The 17,418-nt window shown below is 71.1% G+C and carries 16 protein-coding genes and 1 riboswitch; of the genes, 1 reads left to right on the forward strand and 15 read right to left on the reverse strand.

All coding sequences use genetic code 11. The annotated features are described in order from the left end of the window. Window positions 1-28 precede the first annotated feature (28 nt). The 15 genes from A4E84_RS16245 to A4E84_RS16315 form a co-directional block, all read right to left on the reverse strand. Window positions 29-1,321, reverse strand: a complete 1,293-nt coding sequence (locus tag A4E84_RS16245; RefSeq protein WP_062931468.1) for a class I SAM-dependent methyltransferase — start codon at window positions 1,319-1,321, stop codon at window positions 29-31. Between the two features lie 202 nt (window positions 1,322-1,523). Then, window positions 1,524-2,912, reverse strand: coding sequence for an NAD(P)/FAD-dependent oxidoreductase (locus A4E84_RS16250; protein ID WP_078625500.1), 1,389 nt, complete (start codon window positions 2,910-2,912; stop codon window positions 1,524-1,526). 420 nt (window positions 2,913-3,332) lie between these two features. Beyond that, entirely contained in the window at window positions 3,333-4,274 is a 942-nt protein-coding gene (locus A4E84_RS16255; protein WP_062927275.1) for a Ppx/GppA phosphatase family protein, read from the reverse strand. Next, window positions 4,271-4,801 carry a DUF501 domain-containing protein gene (locus tag A4E84_RS16260; protein WP_062927276.1) on the reverse strand — a complete coding sequence of 177 codons (531 nt, stop codon included), beginning with the start codon at window positions 4,799-4,801 and terminating at the stop codon, window positions 4,271-4,273. Before A4E84_RS16260 ends, A4E84_RS16255 begins: the two co-directional genes overlap by 4 nt. 47 nt (window positions 4,802-4,848) lie before the next feature. Beyond that, on the reverse strand, window positions 4,849-5,325 hold the full coding sequence (locus tag A4E84_RS16265; protein WP_062927277.1) for an FtsB family cell division protein: 477 nt from the start codon (window positions 5,323-5,325) through the stop codon (window positions 4,849-4,851). A gap of 120 nt (window positions 5,326-5,445) precedes the next feature. Beyond that, window positions 5,446-6,735 carry a phosphopyruvate hydratase gene (eno, locus tag A4E84_RS16270; protein WP_062931469.1) on the reverse strand — a complete coding sequence of 430 codons (1,290 nt, stop codon included), beginning with the start codon at window positions 6,733-6,735 and terminating at the stop codon, window positions 5,446-5,448. A gap of 274 nt (window positions 6,736-7,009) precedes the next feature. Continuing rightward, window positions 7,010-7,702: a LysM peptidoglycan-binding domain-containing protein gene (locus tag A4E84_RS16275; RefSeq protein WP_062927278.1), complete on the reverse strand. Its 693-nt coding sequence runs from the start codon at window positions 7,700-7,702 to the stop codon at window positions 7,010-7,012. 3 nt (window positions 7,703-7,705) lie between these two features. After that, window positions 7,706-7,872: riboswitch (cyclic di-AMP (ydaO/yuaA leader) on the reverse strand. Window positions 7,873-8,101: 229 nt separating this feature from the next. Then, window positions 8,102-9,055, reverse strand: a complete 954-nt coding sequence (locus tag A4E84_RS16280) for a LysM peptidoglycan-binding domain-containing protein (RefSeq protein ID WP_062927279.1) — start codon at window positions 9,053-9,055, stop codon at window positions 8,102-8,104. Window positions 9,056-9,176: 121 nt separating this feature from the next. Further along, window positions 9,177-10,475 (reverse strand): cytochrome P450 family protein, encoded by a 1,299-nt coding sequence (locus A4E84_RS16285; protein ID WP_062927280.1) that lies wholly within the window; start codon window positions 10,473-10,475, stop codon window positions 9,177-9,179. A gap of 348 nt (window positions 10,476-10,823) precedes the next feature. Next, window positions 10,824-11,843 (reverse strand): nucleoside triphosphate pyrophosphohydrolase, encoded by a 1,020-nt coding sequence (locus A4E84_RS16290; protein ID WP_062927281.1) that lies wholly within the window; start codon window positions 11,841-11,843, stop codon window positions 10,824-10,826. A gap of 211 nt (window positions 11,844-12,054) precedes the next feature. Further along, a complete protein-coding gene (locus A4E84_RS16295; RefSeq protein WP_062927282.1) occupies window positions 12,055-12,702 on the reverse strand; it encodes a SurA N-terminal domain-containing protein in 648 nt (215 codons plus the stop codon). A gap of 328 nt (window positions 12,703-13,030) precedes the next feature. After that, the gene (locus tag A4E84_RS16300) at window positions 13,031-14,527 is read right to left on the reverse strand and encodes a serine/threonine-protein kinase (RefSeq protein WP_257784368.1); all 1,497 of its coding nucleotides are present in this window, start codon (window positions 14,525-14,527) and stop codon (window positions 13,031-13,033) included. 38 nt (window positions 14,528-14,565) lie between these two features. Then, window positions 14,566-15,195 carry a hypothetical protein gene (locus tag A4E84_RS16305; RefSeq protein WP_062927284.1) on the reverse strand — a complete coding sequence of 210 codons (630 nt, stop codon included), beginning with the start codon at window positions 15,193-15,195 and terminating at the stop codon, window positions 14,566-14,568. A gap of 184 nt (window positions 15,196-15,379) precedes the next feature. Then, window positions 15,380-16,126, reverse strand: coding sequence for a GNAT family N-acetyltransferase (locus A4E84_RS16310; RefSeq protein ID WP_062927285.1), 747 nt, complete (start codon window positions 16,124-16,126; stop codon window positions 15,380-15,382). A 151-nt stretch (window positions 16,127-16,277) separates the two neighbouring features. After that, window positions 16,278-17,054 (reverse strand): HNH endonuclease family protein, encoded by a 777-nt coding sequence (locus A4E84_RS16315; RefSeq protein ID WP_237304927.1) that lies wholly within the window; start codon window positions 17,052-17,054, stop codon window positions 16,278-16,280. Window positions 17,055-17,217: 163 nt separating this feature from the next. Between A4E84_RS16315 and A4E84_RS16320 the strand changes: the two genes are divergently transcribed. After that, on the forward strand, window positions 17,218-17,403 hold the full coding sequence (locus tag A4E84_RS16320; RefSeq protein ID WP_062927286.1) for an antitoxin: 186 nt from the start codon (window positions 17,218-17,220) through the stop codon (window positions 17,401-17,403). The last annotated feature ends 15 nt before the right edge of the window (window positions 17,404-17,418 follow it).

Consider the following 17,418-nt stretch of genomic DNA (forward strand, 5'->3'; position numbering starts at 1 on the left):
CGGGTGGGAGAGGGGCCCTTCCCCGTTCTCAGTTCCAGGTACGGGAGCGCAGCGGCATGCCCGACGTCCCGGCTTCGGGGGTGCGGACGGCCAGGACCTGGTTGACGCCGATGCGGTTGCGCTCGAAGGCCAGCGCACACGCCGCCATGTACAGGCGCCAGACGCGGGCGCGGCCGGGGCCGGCCAGCTGGACGGCACGCTGCCAGTCTGCCTCCAGTCGGGACACCCACTGGCGCAGGGTGAGGGCGTAGTGGTCGCGGATGGCCTCGACGTCGCGCACCTCGAACCCGGCGCGCTCCAGCTGGGCCACGGTGCTGCCGATCGGCTGGAGCTCGCCGTCGGGGAAGACGTAGGAGTCGATGAACGCGTCGACGCTGTACGTCGACTCGTCGCGCTGCGGGCGGCGGGCGATCTGGTGGTTCAGGAGCCGTCCGCCGGGCTTGAGCAGGTTGAACAGGTCGTCGGCGTACTCCAGGTACCGCTCGGCGCCGACGTGTTCGGCCATGCCGATGGAGGAGACCGCGTCGTAGGGCCCGTCGCGGACGTCGCGGTAGTCCTGGACGCGGATCTCGACCTTGTCGGTGAGCCCCTCGTCGGCGACGCGCTTGCGGGCGTAGGCGGCCTGCTCCTGGGAGAGCGTGACGCCGACGACGTTCACGCGGTGCTCGCGGGCGGCGTGGATGGCCATGGAGCCCCAGCCGCAGCCGACGTCGAGCAGCCGCAGGCCGGGTCTCAGACCGAGCTTGCGGCAGACGAGTTCGAGCTTGTCCCGCTGGGCCTGTTCGAGGGTGCTGTCCGGGGTGGGCCAGTAGGCGCAGGAGTACACCATGGACGGGCCGAGGACGATCTCGTAGAAGTCGTTGCCGACGTCGTAGTGGTGGCTGATGGCGCGGCGGTCGGTGCGCTTGGTGTGCAGGTGGCGGCGGGGACTGCGGGCCTCTTCGCGGGGCGGGGCGGGCGGCAGCGGGGGTCCGGCGAGCCGGACCAGTCCGCGGACGGCGGCGCGGGCCTCGGGGTCGCGCAGCGCCTGGGCGAGGGTGCGGGCGTCCTCGCCGCGCTCCCAGATGAGACCGGCCAGCCGATCGAGGGTCGTGTAGAGGTCGCCCTCGATGTCGAGGTCGCCCGCCACCCAGGCGCGGGCCAGGCCCAGTTCGCCCGGCTTCCACAGCAGGCGGCGCAGCGCGCGGCGGTTGCGTACGACCAGGGTCGGCGCGCCCGGCGGGCCGGCCTGCGAACCGTCCCAGGCGCGGATGCGCACCGGGAGCGGTGCTCCCAGCAACTGTGTGAAGAGGCCCTGCAGCCGCGGCGCGGCGTCTGCCATGGTGTACACCTCCGTGACAAGGAATCCCGGAATGTCCGACACCACGTAAACACCTGCGGGGCTTCTGCGCAGTCCCCGGCACGCGTCAGGACTGGGCAAAACCGCCCCTTCGCCCGCCCGGACGCGGCCCCTGACACGCCGAAGGGCCTCCCGCACCACGGATGGCGGGAGGCCCTTCGTCAGGCGGTTGACCGACCGGAGGTCAGGAGGCCTTGGCCTTCTCCTCGGTCTTCTCCTTCGGCGCGGCGGCGACCGGTGCCGGCTTGGCGGCCTCGTAGAACTCCTCGCGCGGCGTCTCCATCGCGCCGAGGGAGACGACCTCGCGCTTGAGGAACATCGCCAGGGTCCAGTCGGCGAAGACGCGGATCTTGCGGTTCCAGGTCGGCATCGCCAGACCGTGGTAGCCACGGTGCATGTACCAGGCGAGACGGCCCTTGAGCTTGATCTTCATCTTGCCCATGACGATCATCGCGACGCCCTTGTGGAGGCCGAGACCGGCCACCGCGCCCTTGTTGGCGTGGGCGTAGTCCTTTTGCGGGAAGCCTCGCATGCCGGACACGACGTTGTCGCCGAGGACCTTGGCCTGGCGCAGCGCGTGCTGGGCGTTGGGCGGGCACCAGGCGTTCTCGTTGCCCGCCTTGCGGCCGACGAGGTCCGGAACCTGAGCGTTGTCGCCGGCGGCCCAGATGTAGTCGGTGCCCTTGACCTGGAGGGTCGGCTCGCAGTCGACGTGGCCCCGGGGGCCGAGGGGCAGGCCGTAGCGGGCCAGGGCCGGGTTCGGCTTGACCCCGGCGGTCCAGACGATGGTGCTGGAGTCGACCTCCAGGCCGTTCTTCAGCACGACGTGGCCGTCGACGCAGGAGTCCATGGAGGTGGACAGGTAGACCTCGACGCCGCGGCCTTCGAGGTGCTCCTTGCCGTACTTGCCGAGCTTGGGGCCGACCTCGGGGAGGATCTTGTCGGCGGCGTCGACCAGGATGAAGCGCATGTCCTCACGGGACACGTTCTTGTAGTACTTCGCCGCGTCGCGGGCCATGTCCTCGACCTCGCCGATGGTCTCCGCACCGGCGAAGCCGCCGCCCACGAAGACGAAGGTGAGCGCCTTGCGGCGGATCTCCTCGTCGGTGGTGGAGTCGGCCTTGTCCAGCTGCTCCAGGACGTGGTTGCGCAGGCCGATGGCCTCCTCGACGCCCTTCATGCCGATGCCCTGTTCGGCGAGGCCGGGGATCGGGAAGGTGCGGGAGACCGCGCCGAGCGCGATCACCAGGTAGTCGAAGGGCAGCTCGTAGGCCTCGCCGACCAGCGGGGAGACCGTGGCGACCTTGCGGTCCTGGTCGATGGTGGTGACCCGGCCGGTGAGGACCTCCGCCTTGGGCAGCACGCGTCGCAGCGGGACGACGACGTGGCGCGGGGAGATGTTGCCGGCGGCGGCTTCGGGGAGGAAGGGCTGGTAGGTCATGTACGACCGGGGGTCGACGACCGTGACGGTCGCCTCGCCGTAGCGCATCTTCTTCTGGATGCGCCGAGCTGCGTACAGGCCTACGTACCCACCGCCTACTACGAGGATCCTGGGACGCTCCGTGGTGCTCATGCCATCGAGTATCCACCCGACTCAGGGGGGTGGCTCGTGCGCCCCTTCACAAGCATGGGTGGGGTGTGTGCTATCCTCCGCGGCCCGCGTGATCCATGTCATGGTGACAACCGGGCCCCTTTGTGTACCGCGGAGGGTTGTCAATGGCGCGTGAGCTGCCTCTCTGTGCCCGAGAGGCCACCGTGAGAACCTCCGGAGCGCCACTGCGAGCCCCTTCCCGGACACCTCCATACCATGCTTCTGAACATGTTCAAAGGCCTGTTCAGCCCCCGGACGGGTCAACGCGACCCCTCTCTTCGCCCGAGAGGGCCGAATTCCTTGTGAAGAACTTCACGAACTTTTCCGGCGGGCTGTCCCCCGGGGGGCGTCCGGGCCCCCCGGGAGACGCTCATTCGTGATCCATGCCTGCTCAGAAGCGGGCTACGCGACCGACCACGCGATGCCGTCGAGGATGTCGTGCTCGCTCACGACGACCTCCTGAGCACCGATCCGCTCCATGATCGACAGGAGGACGAGGGCACCGGCCCCGATCACATCGACCCGGCCCGGGTGCATGGACGGCACGGCCGCCCGCTCGGCGTGGGTGGAGCGCAGCAGCCACTCGGTGATCTCGCGGACCCGGTCGTGGGAGACACGGGAATGGTGGATGGCCTGCGAGTCGTACTCGGGCAGCTCCTGGGCGATCGCCGACACGGTCGTCACCGAACCGGCCAGGCCGACCAGCGTGCGCGCCTCGCGCAGCGGGACCGTCTGCTCGGCGAGGTCGAGCGCTGCCTCGATGTCGGCCCGCATCGCCGCGATCTGCTCCGCGGACGGCGGGTCGCTCACCGCCCCGTCCCGGACCAGGTGCCGCTCGGTCATGCGGACACAGCCGATGTCCACCGAGCGGGCCGCCCGGACCCGGTCGTCGCCCACGACGAACTCGGTCGAGCCGCCGCCGATGTCCACCACCAGGTAAGGCTTGGGGAGGTGGTCGCCCCCGGCGAGCTCCTTGGTGGCACCGGTGAAGGAGAACGCGGCCTCCTGGTCCCCGGAGATCACCTCGGGCTCGACGCCCAGGATGTCCAGCACCCCGCGCACGAACTCGTCCCGGTTCTCGGCGTCCCGGGAGGCGGAGGTCGCCACGAACCGCAGCCGCTCCGCCCCGTGCTCCTTGATGATCCCGGCGTACTCGCGGCACGCTGCGAAGGTCCGCTGCAGTGCCTCGGGAGCGAGCCGGCCGGTGCGGTCGACGCCCTGCCCGAGCCGCACGATCGTCATCCGGCGGTCCAGGTCCACCAGCTCGCCGGTGGCCGGGTCGGCGTCGGCGACCAGGAGCCGGATGGAGTTCGTACCGCAGTCCACGGCGGCGACCCGGGTCACTGGGCGTCCTCCTCGACGGGCGTCACGCACGGGCCCTTGCGCCACCACTCGGGCAGCATCGCGATCGCCTCGTCGCCGAGCGGGTTCACCCCGGGGCCGGCGGCCAGCGAGTGGCCCACCAGCACGTGCAGGCACTTCACCCGGTCCGGCATGCCGCCCGCGCTCGGGAAGTTCTTCAGCTCCTCGATCTCGTCGCGCCGCCGGATGTAGTCCTCGTGCGCGGCCCGGTACGCCGCCGCCAGCTCCGGGTCCGAGGCCAGCCGCTCGGTCATCTCCTTCATCACGCCGTTGGCCTCCAGCGTGCCGATCGCCGAGGCGGCGCGCGGGCACGTCAGGTAGTACAGCGTGGGGAACGGCGTCCCGTCCGGCAGGCGCGGGGCCGTCTCGACGACGTCCGGCTGTCCGCACGGGCAGCGGTGGGCGATCGCGCGCAGACCGCGCGGGGGCCGGCCGAGCTGCTGCTCGAAGGCCTCGACGTCCGCGTCGGTGGGCTCGGTGCGCGGGGTGGTCGGCGGGGGCGTTTCCATGACTGTCTTCAGGCTGTCTTTCTCTGATCGCCGGCTGGGAGGCCAGGTCACTGGCCGGAGGCGTCGGACTTGTCGACGCCGTCCCAGACGTTGGAGTACCAAGGGCGGTCCGCCGCCCCCAGGTCGGTGCGCGACTGCTTCGCCGCGTGCGGGTCGATGACGATGAACCCCGTCTCCCCCGGCATGACGTAGTGCAACCGCTTGCGGATCTGCTGCTCGGCGTACGCGTCGTCCTGCCAGCGCGCCTTCAGGTCGCGCAGCCGTTCGACGCGCTCACGGGCCTGCTGCTGTTCGCGCTGGAGGTCGTCGATCTCGGCCCGCTGTGAGACGTACTCCCGCATCGGGTAGGCCAGGGCCACGATCAGCGAGCACATCACCAGGGCGAGCAGCGCGGCCCGGCCGGTCAGCCGCGAGCGGCGGGCCTGGCGCTTGGTCTGGGAGCGGTAGACCCGGGCCGCGGTCTGCTCGCCGAGCAACCGGATCCTGGTCGCGGTGGAGAACCGGTCCCGGTCCTTCACGGCCATGTCAGTCCGCCTCCCGCTCCACCGTCATACGCGCGTACGTCCCCGGACACGGTACGGGACCGGGTACGGGGACGTACGTACGACGCTGCTACTTACGGGCCGGGTCAGCCCTTACTGTGCCTAATGGTTCGCAGAGCGAAACCGCGGGAAGGCGCTGCGGCCGGCGTACACCGCGGCGTCGTCGAGAATCTCCTCGATGCGCAGCAGCTGGTTGTACTTGGCGACGCGCTCGGAGCGGGCCGGGGCGCCGGTCTTGATCTGGCCGCAGTTGGTGGCGACGGCCAGGTCGGCGATGGTGACGTCCTCGGTCTCACCGGAGCGGTGGGACATCATGCACTTGAAGCCGTTGCGCTGGGCCAGCTCGACGGCGTCCAGGGTCTCGGTGAGCGAACCGATCTGGTTCACCTTGACCAGGAGCGCGTTGGCCGCGCCCTCCTCGATGCCGCGGGCGAGGCGCTCGGGGTTGGTGACGAACAGGTCGTCGCCGACGATCTGGACCTTGTCGCCCAGCTTGTCGGTGAGGGCCTTCCAGCCGTCCCAGTCGTCCTCGAACAGCGGGTCCTCGATGGAGACGAGCGGGTACGCGCCGACGAGCTCCGCGTAGTACTCGGTCATCTCGGCCGCCGAGCGCTCCTTGCCCTCGAACGTGTAGACGCCGTCCTTGTAGAACTCGGACGCGGCGACGTCGAGCGCCAGGGCGATCTGCTCGCCGGGGGTGTAGCCGGCCTCGTTGATCGCCTCCAGGATGAGGTCGAGGGCCTCGCGGTTGGAGCCGAGGTTCGGGGCGAAGCCGCCCTCGTCGCCGAGGCCGGTGGCCAGGCCCTTGCTCTTCAGGACCTTCTTCAGCGTGTGGTAGACCTCGGCGCCCCAGCGCAGGGCCTCGGAGAAGGACTCCGCGCCGATCGGGGCGATCATGAACTCCTGGATGTCCACGTTGGAGTCGGCGTGCGAGCCGCCGTTCAGGATGTTCATCATCGGCACCGGAAGCAGGTGCGCGTTGGGGCCGCCCAGGTAGCGGAACAGCGGCAGATCGCTGGCCTCGGAGGCGGCGTGGGCGACGGCGAGCGAGACGCCGAGGATCGCGTTGGCGCCGAGGGAGCCCTTGTTGTCGGTGGCGTCCAGGTCGAACATGGCCTGGTCGATCAGGCGCTGTTCTGTGGCGTCGTAGCCGACCAGCTCCGGGCCGATCTGCTCGATGACCGCGAGGACGGCCTTCTCCACACCCTTGCCGAGGTAGCGGTTCGAGTCGCCGTCGCGGAGCTCGATGGCCTCGAAGGCACCCGTGGAGGCGCCGGACGGGACGGCGGCACGACCCGTGCTGCCGTCGTCGAGGCCGACCTCGACCTCGACCGTGGGGTTGCCTCGGGAGTCCAGGATTTCCCGGGCTACGACGACGTCGATGGACGGCACGAGCATCTCCTTCTTCATGTGACGCGGGTACGCGGGTCACGTGGACCCGGCGAGGTGCGGAGCCGTGGTGGCTCGCGACATGAGCCTAACCGGCTCCGGGCGATCGGCCACCGGGTCGCCCACCCCATGGACAGAACCGAGAGTAAATTGTTTCCGAACGGAACAAAGCTGGTTCGCGAAGTCCGGCAGAAAAAACCCCGCTCCGGTGCGTACGGGGGATGACGCGCCGGAGCGGGGAGCTGGTGGGCCCTGGAGGGCCCGGGTGGGCCGCTGCTTACTTCAGGTGCAGCTGCTGGCCCGGGTAGATGAGGTTGGCATCGTCGATGATGTCCTTGTTCAGCTGGTACAGCTTCTCCCAGCCGCCCTTGACCTTCTCGTCCGCGGCGATCGAGCTCAGGGTGTCGCCCTTGACGACCTTGTACTCGCCGTCACCCTTCTTGACCTTCTTGCCGGTCGGGGTGGTGACGGTCTTCTTGGCCGCCGGGCGCTCGTCGGAGCGGGAGGCCGGCTGCTGCTGGGTCTCGCGGGTCTCGGTGCTCTGCTGGCTCTGCGAGGAGCTGCCCGAGTCGCTGGAGGAGCCGCCGCCGGTGTAGCCGGCGCTCGACAGGCCCTTGCCGCAGACCGGCCAGGCACCCTTGCCCTGGCCCGCGAGGACCTTCTCGGCGATCTCGATCTGCTGGGCCTTGGTGGCCTGGTCGGCGGTGGAGGCGTACTTGGTGCCGCCGTAGCCGGACCAGGTGGAGGCGGAGAACTGCAGACCGCCGTAGTAGCCGTTGCCGGTGTTGATGGACCAGTTGCCGCCGGACTCGCACTGGGCGACCGCGTCCCACTCGGAGGCGGTGGCGGCGGAGGCGTTGCCGGCCGCCATCAGCGGGGCGGCGACGGCGGCACCGGTGACGCCGGCGAGCGCGACGACACGGGTGGCCTTGGACGGACGACGGTGCTTGCCCTTGCCGGAAAACAGCATGGAGGATCCCCTCACCGACGCCTGCGAGGTGAGCTGTCGGGTTCGGGCCGGTTGAGTTGCCCGGCCGCGCCCCTCCCGGGACACGGCTTCACCCCAAGCCCTTCCGGCACAACTGTCCGGTCGGGCACCTACCTTGGGTCCCCCGCTCCTGCCTACGGCGCTTGACGCGACGACTGTTCCCGTACGGCCGCTGGCAGGATTCGGCGTTGCGGCAGCCGGGGCTCGCGGTGACGAGCGGTCACGACCGTAGACACGAGGTCCACGGAATTTCAAAGACGATCAAGGCTTCTGAGATCTATCTCTCACCGGTCTTATACGGGACATTCAGCACGAAAACGTGACGTGAACTCACCCGGTTTGAGGGTGACTTCGACCGTCGTTTCCGCACTGCCCGAACAGCTACTTCTCGTCCGCTTCGCCCTCGACCGCGAGCGTCTGACCGGGATGGATGAGGTCCGGGTCGGCGCCGACCGCCGTCTCGTTGCCCTCGTAGAGCGCGTGCCATCCGCCGTCAACCCGAAGGGAGTCGGCGATGGACCAGAGACTGTCGCCGACGCCCACGATGTAGGCACCCTCGGACGCGTCGCCGGAACTCTCTTCAGCGGGCGCGGAGTGACGCCCTGTGGACTTCTCCGTACGGTCGCTCCCGGGCGCGCGGGTTTCGTCGGCACTGGGACCGCGATGACGGCCGGAGCCGGTCTCGGCCGAGGCCGAGGAGTCGTCGCCCTTCCGCGAGTTGCCCTGCTTGCCGCCCTCGGGAGTGGCCGACGGAGAGCCGTCGGGCTGCTCATCCCGCGACGAGCCGTCGGATTGGGACGACTTGTCGGTCTTGGCCGTTTCGTCCTTCGAAGACGACGATACGTCAGGTGACGGGGACGAAGAGGGACTCCCAGAGGGGGATGAACCCAGCGAATCGAGCAATCCGGGCGAGTCCACCTCACCGGATGATTCGGACGAGTCGGATGATTCCGAACCCTTGCCCTGCTGGAGCCCCGAGAGCAGTCCGCAGGTACGCCATGCGCCGACCCCCTGGTCGGCGAGGATTCTCTCGGCCACGGCTATCTGCTGGGAGCGACTGGCCAGATCGGCGCTCGCGGCGTAGTCGAGGCCGCCGTGCTTCTCCCAGTCGTCCTGGGACAACTGCAGGCCGCCGTAGTAGCCGTTGCCGCTGTTCTGGCTCCAGGCGCCGCCTGTCTCGCAGTCCGCGACCCGGTCCCAGGTCGTGCCGTCGGCCGCGCTGGCACCGGAGGCCCCGAGGAGCGGGATCGCGATGGCGGAGCCGGTCACCCCGGCCGCCACGAGGAGAGCCGGAGCCTGACGGGGGCGGCGGTGCCGACCGTTCCCGGAGAGCATACGGAGACCTTTCGCGAGACAGCAGTGACCGATGCGGCGCGATTCCCCGCCGCGTTGATGGGTGAACGTATCGGCAGTCGATCACTTGTCACAAGTTCATGCCGCGCAGATCACGTGAAGATCACAACTCTGATGTTTCGTCACGTCCGACGGGTGCGAACTCCACCGGCAGCGTGCGCAGCCCGCGCATGATGAGGCCGCCACGCCATCTCAGCTCGGCCGGATCCGCCGCGAGCCGGAGGTCCGGGAGGCGGGTCAGGAGCGTGGCGAGCGCGCTCTGGCCCTCCAGCCGGGCGAGCGGGGCTCCGAGGCAGTAGTGGATGCCGTGGCCGTACCCGAGGTGCTGATTGTCACGGCGGGCGAGGTCCAGCACGTCCGGATCGGCGAACCGCTCCGGGTCACGGTCCGCGGCGGCCAGGACCACGAGGACAGGGTCGCCCGCCTCGATGCGCTGCCCGCCGAGGGTGAGGGGCTGCGTGGCGAAGCGCCAGGTGGCGAGTTCGACGGGGCCGTCGTAGCGGAGGAGTTCCTCGACGCCGGTCTCCAGCAGGCCGGTCTCCCCCGCGGCGAGGGACGCCTGGAGCCGTGCGCGCTGCCCGGGGTGGGTGAGCAGGGCGTAGGTGCCGTTGCCGATCAGGTTCACGGTCGTCTCGAAACCGGCGAACAGCAGGATGAAGGCCATGGCCGCCGCCTCGTTCTCCGTGAGGTGCTCGCCGTGGTCGGAGGCGCGGATGAGACCGGAGATGAGGTCCTCGCCGGGGGCGGGCTCGGCGGGCAGCGCCTCGCGTTTGCGGTGGATGAGGTCGGCGAGGTAGCCGCGCATCTTCTTCACGGACCGCGCCACGCCGCCCCGCGGCCCGCCCTGGTGGCGGATCATCATGCCCGCCCAGTCGCGGAAGTCGTCCTGGTCCTCGCGCGGGACGCCGAGCAGGTCGCAGATGGCGTAGATGGGGAGCGGGAAGGCGAACTCGTGGATCAGGTCGGCGGATCCCTTCCGCGCGAACCCGTCGATGAGGGTGTCGGTGAGCTCCTGCACCCGTGGCGCGAACTCGGCGACCCGGCGCGGGGTGAACGCCTTGGACACCAGCCGGCGCAGCCGGGTGTGGTCAGGCGGGTCGATGTTGAGCAGATGCGTCATCAGCTCGGCCTTGCGCTCCCCGGGGATGCCGGTCTTGCCCCTGGCGTGCGCCGGTTCGTCGTGATGCGCGGGGTTCTTGGAGAGCCGGCCGTCGGCGAGCGTCTGCTTGGCGTCGGCGTACCGCGTGACCAGCCAGGCCTCCACACCGCTGGGGAGCCGCGTCTTGTGGACGGGGCTGTGCTCACGGAGCCAGGCGTAGGCGGGGTAGGGGTCGCTCGCGAACTCCCAGGTGAAGAGGTCGGGAGCGGTCGCGGGTGTGCTGGGCTGGGGCTGGTCGGTCACGCCTCGACCGTATCCGGCTTCCGGGGGCGCTCCTGCCTCCGTTATGGCTGGGCTGAGCTCCCGGGAGCGGTTCCGTACTCCGGCTTCCGGGCTTTCGGCTTCTGGGCTTTCGGGCTTTCGGCTGCCGGGCTCCCGGGCTCCGGCTTCCGGGCTTTCGGCTTCCGGGCTCCGGCTTCCGGCTCCCGGGCTTCCGGCTCCCGGGCTTTCCGGCCCCGGGCTTCCGGGCTCCGGCTTCCGGGCTCCGGCTTCCGGGCTCCGGCTTCCGGGCTCCGGCTTCCGGCCCGGCTGCAGACGGCCCTCGCCTCCGGCCCCCGGCTTCGGGAGCGCCCACCTTCGTCCCCGAGCCGCTCAGCCCTCGGCATCCCTGATCGCGTCCCGGTACGCACGGGCCGCCGCTCTCAGGGCCGCCTCCGGGTCGACGCCCTCCGACTCGGCGCGGACTGCCAGGGCCAGGAGGTCGTAGCCGATGCCCTCGACGGGTGGGAGCGGTACGTCCAGGTTCGCCGTGCGGGTACGGGAGGCCAGCTTGGCGGCGAGGGCCAGGCCGGGCTGGCCGAGGGGTATGCCCTCGGTGACCGAGGTGCGCTGCTTCTCGACCGCCTTGGTGCGCAGCCAGTGCTCCTTGACCTCCTCGGGGGTCGTGGCCGTCGCGTCACCGAAGACGTGCGGGTGGCGGTGGATCAGCTTGGCGACGATGCCGCCGGCCACGTCGTCGATGGAGAAGGCCTCTTCGCCGTCCTCCGGGCGGCCCTCCTCGGCGATGCGGGCGTGGAAGACGACCTGGAGGAGGACGTCGCCGAGCTCCTCGCGCAGTTCGTCGCGGTCACCCTCCTCGATCGCCTCGACGAGTTCGTACGCCTCCTCGATGCCGTATTTGGCCAGGCCCTCGTGGGTCTGCCGGGAGGACCAGGGGCATTCGGCGCGGATGCGGTCCATGACCTGGACGAGGTCGAGGAACCGGGCGCCCGGGAGGTCGTAGGAGGCGGGCAGCAGCTCCAGCTCTGGCATGGCGATACGGCCGGTGCCGGCGAGGCGGGCCAGGCCGTCCGTCAGGACCGGTTCGCCCTCGCCCGTCGCCACCACGACCACCGTGTGTCCGCCGGCGCAGGCGTCGACCAGTTCCTGGGCGATCGGGGACGCCTCGGCGACGGTGATCCCCGCTTCACGCAGATACGGCAGCTGCGGGTGGGCGCCGTCCGCGCACAGCACCCGGTCCGCCGCGTGCAGTGCCTGCCAGGCGGGCCAGGAGAGCAGACCGGGGGCGACGCGGTGGCTGGTGGTGAGCAGGACGATGCGGCCGGGGGCGGCGGCCGCGTCGGGAGCGGTCCGCTCGGGGCCCGGGGTGGCTTCGGGGCTGTTGGCGTTCACGGTTCGAAGCTATCCCACGCCGCCGACAGAGCCCGAAGTTATCCACAGGGCCCGGAGGGGTGCGGGGCTTGGGAGGGATGCGGGGCCCAGAGGGGGGCGGGACTTGGGAGGGGTGCCGGGCCTGGAGGGGGCCGGGCCCGGAGGGGGCCGGGCCCGGAGGGGGCCGGGCCCGGGGGGGGCCGGGCCCGGAGGGGGCCGGGCCCGGCGGGCTCTACATGCCCTGCTGGGTCTGTGCCGCCGTGACGTCCCGCACCCACGGCGTCTTGGCGTCCGCGCGGCTGCTTTTCTGGACGTCCCAGGTGCCGTAGCGGGGATTGAGGTCGATGTTCAGGTCCTTGGAGGCGTCGGAGAGGGCCTTCCAGAACTCGGGGCGGCCGGTGTCCGTGCCGAGCTTCTCGGCGAGTTTCTGGGCCTCCAGCTGGAGGCGGAGGTTCTCGTCGAGGCGCTGCGGAGGGATGCCGTACTGCTGGAGCCAGGTCCTCTCCAGCGCCTTGGCGCCGCCGGCCTGCTGTTCCAGGCCGGACCGCATCGCCTGGATCTCCTTGCGGGAGACGGTCACGCCGGCGTCCTGGGCGGCGCGGTGCAGCACCCGATCCAGGAGCATGGTCTGCAGAGTGTCGCGCGTGAGGGTGCCGGTTCTGGCGATGGCCTGCTGGTACTGGGCCTCGTCCTGCACGGCCGCCCGCTGGGCCGCGCGCACCTCGCCGACCCGCTCGTCGAGCTGGGAGACGGTGATGCGCTGGCCGCCCACCACGGCTGCCGCGCCGGGATGCGCGTCGTTTCCGCAGGCGGTGAGCAGGGGCGCCGCGGCGGCGATCGCGGCGGTGAGGACGAGCGCGGTGCGACGGCGGCGGTGCAAGGAGACCTCCCGAGGAGATTGTGCGACGGTGCACAAGGTCTTGCGATGATCGATGGTAGGCAGTGGCCAAGCTCTGGCCAACCCATTCGACCAACGATTCACCGGGACTTCCGGCACCGCCGCGCGTCCTGTGGCGCGGCCGGGGGACGGTCGCGGGACGGCGGGCGGCGGTCGTGTGGCGGCCGGACGGCGGTTGCGGGACGACCGGGAAGCGGCCGGACGGCGGTCAGGAGGCGGTCGCGGGACGGCCGGGAGGCGGCCGGGAGGCGGTCGGGCGGCGGTCAGGAGGCGGCCGCGGGACGACCGGGAAGCGGCCGGACGGCGGTCGTCAGCCTCGGACCTGCCCCAGCCACTGGAGCGTCCTGCGGATCTCCGCACCGAGCGGGTGCCCGGGGCCATGGGTGCGCTCCACGTCGTGCAGCAGGCGGGCCAGGGTGTCGTGGGCGGCGCCCCGGTCGCCGAGAGCGAGCAGGAGATGCCCGATACGGCGGCGGACGTCGTGCGCGAGCTCCGGGCCGCCGGCGGCGACGTACTGGTTCTCGTAGTACGGCAGCACGGCCCGGTACTCGGCGAGCGCCGCAGCCGCTTCGCCCAGCTGTTCGAGGCACTGGGCGGCCTCGTAGCGGTGGCACAGGGCTTGCGGGTCGGCCTGGCCCGCCTCGGCGGCGCGTTCGTCGGCGAGCCGGCGCAGCTCGGGCAGGGCGCGCCGGTACTGGCCGTCGTCCAGGAGCGTGGCCGCGTACTGCTTGCGCAGGGTGCGGACGACCGGGGAGTGCGCGCCGTGCTGTTCGGCGGCGGCGGGCAGGATCGCCCCGAGGATGTCGACGGCCTGGGTGACGCGGCCCTCGCCGAGGAGCCGTTTGACCTCGTCGACGGCGCGGACGATGTCCGTCTGCCCCGGCGTCTCGGTGACGGGTGTGGCGGGAGTGGGCCGGGGCGCGGGGGTGCGCGCACGGTCGGGCCAGGGGGCGTGCGGGCGCAGGAGGGGGCGGGGGGGATCGAGGGCCGCCCCATTGGGCGTCCCGCGCGCGGGCAGGAGCAGCTCCAGGTGCTCGTAGACCTCCTGTGCGGAGGCGGGCCGGTGCTGCGGGTCCTTGGCGAGGAGACGCAGGACGAGGGCCTCCAGCGCCTCGGGGACTTCGGGGCGGGTCCGACGTACGGGCAGCGGGGGCTCGTACAGGTGCCGGTGCAGGACGCCGAGGGCCGTGGAGCCGGAGAAGGGCACGTCGCCGCTGAGCAGTTCGTGCAGGACCACGCCGAGCGCGTACAGGTCGGTGTAGGGGCCGACCGCGCCGCCCATGGCCTGCTCCGGGGCCATGTAGGCGGGCGAGCCGATGGGCGTGCCGGTGTGGGTGAGGCGGGTGGTGTCCGCGTCCATGACGGAGGCGACGCCGAGGTCGAGGACGGTGACCGTGCCGTCCTGCTTCACCATCACGTTGCGCGGCTTGAGGTCGCGGTGGACGATCGGCACGGCGTGCACCGCGCTCAGCACGGCGCACAACTGCGCGGCGACCGCGACCGCCCACTGCCAGGGGTACGGCTCGTGCTCGGCGAGGTGGCCGGCGAGGTCGGCGCCGTCGATGTACTGCATGACGAGGAACAGTTCCTCGCCCTCACTGCCCGCGTCGTGCACGGTCACCAGGCCGGGATGGTCGACCTGCGCGGTCACCCGGCACTCGCGCACGAAACGGCGGCGCAGTTCCTCCGCGTCCTGGCCGGCCACCTTGTCGGGGCGCAGCAGCTTCACCGCCACGCGACGGTCGAGCCGCTGGTCGTACGCCGTCCAGACCTGGCCCATGCCGCCCTGCCCGAGGACGGTGGCCAGTTCGTAGCGGCCGGCGACGACACGTCCCGTCGTCCCGGTCACCGTCCGCCCTCGTGGTTGCCGTCCCGGTGGCCTTCGCCCTCGTGCCGGCGCAGGTAGTCGCTGAGCTCGTCGAGTTCGGCGCGGACCTGGTCGATGCGGGCGGGGGCGGGGCGCTGGGGCGACGGGGGCGGCTGGATCGGGCCCGCGACCGGGGGCGTGTCGTGCGGGGTGGGTGTGTGGGATCCCGGCGGCTGCGGGACGGGCGTGGACGCCGGGGCGTAGGGCGGCGCCTGGTGCGGATAGCCGTACGGGGTCTGCGCGACGGTCGGTGCGTGGGGCGACGCGTAACCGGGGAACCTCCGCTGCTCGCCGTGGTGTCCGATGTCCACGACGAGGAAGTAGATGGCGGCGGCCGCTCCGAGCAGCAGGATCATGGCCAGCGCGATGTCGGTCCGGTAGTCGCCCTCCTCCAGTGTGCCGATCACGACGAAGCACGCGATGGACAACGGGAGACTCACCCAGGCCAGCACCCAGTCGAGGGCCCGTCCGCGCAGCACGGCCACCCGGAACAGCGGTACGCAGGCCAGCACGCCGCACGTGAGGAAGCCGGCTGCTGCGAACAGCACACGCAGGGAGATGACCGTTGCCGCGCTGCGGGGAGGCGGCGCCGCGCCGTGGCCGTACATGACTGCTCCTGGACCGGTGTGGCCGATGGGGACGGACGTGCGAGTGACAGACCCTGTTGGGGAATCCGAGCGTATAGCCCGACACGGACAACCGGTCACGGGTTGTACCGAACCGTTGTCATGCTGATCACTTCGTGTGCACAGCCCGCTCCCGGCCCGTCGTAGGCCGTCCGTCCGTCACGCCCTACAGGGGGTGCCGCATCCACACGTTGGGCTCGACGTACACCGCGTACCCGCGCTCCACCTCGCACCGCACCGGCACCAGGGCGCCCGGCACCTCGATGTCGCCGTCGGTGTCGAAGGGCAGGCCCGTCCAGCGGCGCCAGTGGGCGAGCGGGGCGGACACCGTCATGGACGCCGGTGCCACCGAGTCGATGGTGGCTCCGGCGCGGGCGTGGACGCGCAGCCACGGGTCCTGGGGCAGGCCGTCGGGGCGGACGCGGTGGGCGTACTCCTCCATCGGCGTACGGGGTTCCAGATGTTTGGCGTTGGGCCGGACCGGGGCGACGACCTCACGGAACCCACGGGCCCGGGCGTTGTCGCGCATGGCCGAGAGCATCAGCGCGGACAGGCCGCGGCCCTGCGCCTGCGGGGCTATGGAGACCGAAACGGCGCTGACCGTGTCGGGACGGACTCCGCCCCGCAGGTCGGAGAAGGCCCACACCAGCATCGCGTCCCAGCCGTTGGCCGGCAGCCGGCCGCCGCGGCTCTCGGTGCCGAGGGCGAACGGCACGCTGTAGGCGTTCGCCACGACCTCACCCTGCTCGTCCTCGGCGAACAGGACGAACTCCGGGAGTTCGGTGGCGATCCGCGGGAAGTGGGCGGCCCCCACGAGGTCCTGGATCACGAACTCCGGCCAGCTGTCCGCCATCCCGACGACCCGCTCCAGCATGTCCGGGCGGTCGGCGAGGCTCGATATCTTCGGCTGCATGTGATCAGGGTAGGTACGGGGGCGGACACCCGGAACCGGGTTACCGGGCGAACACCCGGAACGGGACTACCGGGCCAACCCCCGGAACGGGGTTACCGGGCCAACACCCTGTCACCCCCCGAGCCACGGCGGCCGGTCGGCCGGCAGGCTCCTACCCACTGCACTGCTTCAGCATCATGTCCTTGTCGGGCGCCGTCACGGGGAGTTCGTACTTCAGTGACACCTGGGCGAAGCGCACCGCGTAGGCGCAGCGGATCCGCTTGTTCGGGGGCAGCCAGGACGCCGGTCCTGAGTCCCCCTTCGAGCCGTTGGTCGGGCCGTCCACCGGGACGAGGTTGAGCGGGTCGTTGGCGATGGACTCCCGCTTGTCCTCCGTCCAGCGCGAGGCGCCCATCTGCCAGTCGTACGACAGCGGCATGACGTGGTCTATCTGGACCTTGATCGCATGGGACTTGGTCCACTCGATGACCTCCCCGGTGTAGGGGTCGTGCAGCGTCAGCGAGGTGACGACGCAGTCCGACCCCGACCGGAAGCGCAAATCCTCCCCGTCTCGCTTCAGGAGGTCGTTGCGCGTGTCGCAGCCGTTGCGGGAGAAGGGGACGTCGCGCGGTGCCGAGTCCATCCAGGCGTAGCCGAACTTGTCCCGTTCGTAGCCCGTCCTGGGGCCGCGGCCCTTTGTCGCCACCTTCTCGATCAGGGCACGCGCCCGCTCCTTGTCGGCGCCGGAAGTGATCGCCGCCAGCCCCGGTTTGGTGCCGTCCGGGTTGTCCAGCGGGTTCGCGGCCCGTCCGTCGCCGGCGGCCGGGGCGCCGGAAGCGGAGGCTCCGCCGCCGTCCGCGGGCGGCGCCAGGCCCTCGCAGCCGGCCAGCGCCGAACCGGTGAACACCATCGCGACAGCCAGTGCCGCCCCGCCCCTCAGACGCGTCACTGTGCGCCCCTCCTCTGTCTGCGTGTTCCGCTCCGGCACGGGCGGCCCGTGCCGGAACACCACGGTAGCGAGGAAGAGGTTCAGACCACATCGGGCCTCAATGCGCATACTTCGCATCTCGCGCGTATCGTCGGTTCTGAGTCACCTCCGGAGGGAGCTTTGCATGGGCATCTTCGACAAGTTCAAGAGCCAGGCGCGGAACAAGGGCAAGCAAGGCTCTGACACCGCGGAACAGCGGATCAACGAGAGGACCGGCGGCAAGTACGAGGACCAGGTCGACTCCGGCCAGCAGCGCGTCGAGGGCTCGCTGGGCAGGGAACGCGACCGGGACCGGCCCGAACAGCAGTAGGGCCTGCGGCAGTCA

Origin of the sequence: Streptomyces qaidamensis (genome assembly GCF_001611795.1) — a bacterium.
In the GTDB taxonomy this organism is placed as follows: Bacteria; Actinomycetota; Actinomycetes; order Streptomycetales; family Streptomycetaceae; genus Streptomyces; species Streptomyces qaidamensis.

Bases quoted from the DNA above. Each gene is read 5' to 3' on its own strand.
- A4E84_RS16245 (WP_062931468.1), bottom strand. From the start codon at position 1,321: ATGGCAGACGCCGCGCCGCGGCTGCAGGGCCTCTTCACACAGTTGCTG.
- A4E84_RS16250 (WP_078625500.1), bottom strand. From the start codon at position 2,912: ATGAGCACCACGGAGCGTCCCAGGATCCTCGTAGTAGGCGGTGGGTAC.
- A4E84_RS16260 (WP_062927276.1), bottom strand. From the start codon at position 4,801: ATGGAAACGCCCCCGCCGACCACCCCGCGCACCGAGCCCACCGACGCG.
- A4E84_RS16265 (WP_062927277.1), bottom strand. From the start codon at position 5,325: ATGGCCGTGAAGGACCGGGACCGGTTCTCCACCGCGACCAGGATCCGG.
- A4E84_RS16275 (WP_062927278.1), bottom strand. From the start codon at position 7,702: ATGCTGTTTTCCGGCAAGGGCAAGCACCGTCGTCCGTCCAAGGCCACC.
- A4E84_RS16280 (WP_062927279.1), bottom strand. From the start codon at position 9,055: ATGCTCTCCGGGAACGGTCGGCACCGCCGCCCCCGTCAGGCTCCGGCT.
- A4E84_RS16305 (WP_062927284.1), bottom strand. From the start codon at position 15,195: ATGTACGGCCACGGCGCGGCGCCGCCTCCCCGCAGCGCGGCAACGGTC.
- A4E84_RS16310 (WP_062927285.1), bottom strand. From the start codon at position 16,126: ATGCAGCCGAAGATATCGAGCCTCGCCGACCGCCCGGACATGCTGGAG.
- A4E84_RS16320 (WP_062927286.1), top strand. From the start codon at position 17,218: ATGGGCATCTTCGACAAGTTCAAGAGCCAGGCGCGGAACAAGGGCAAG.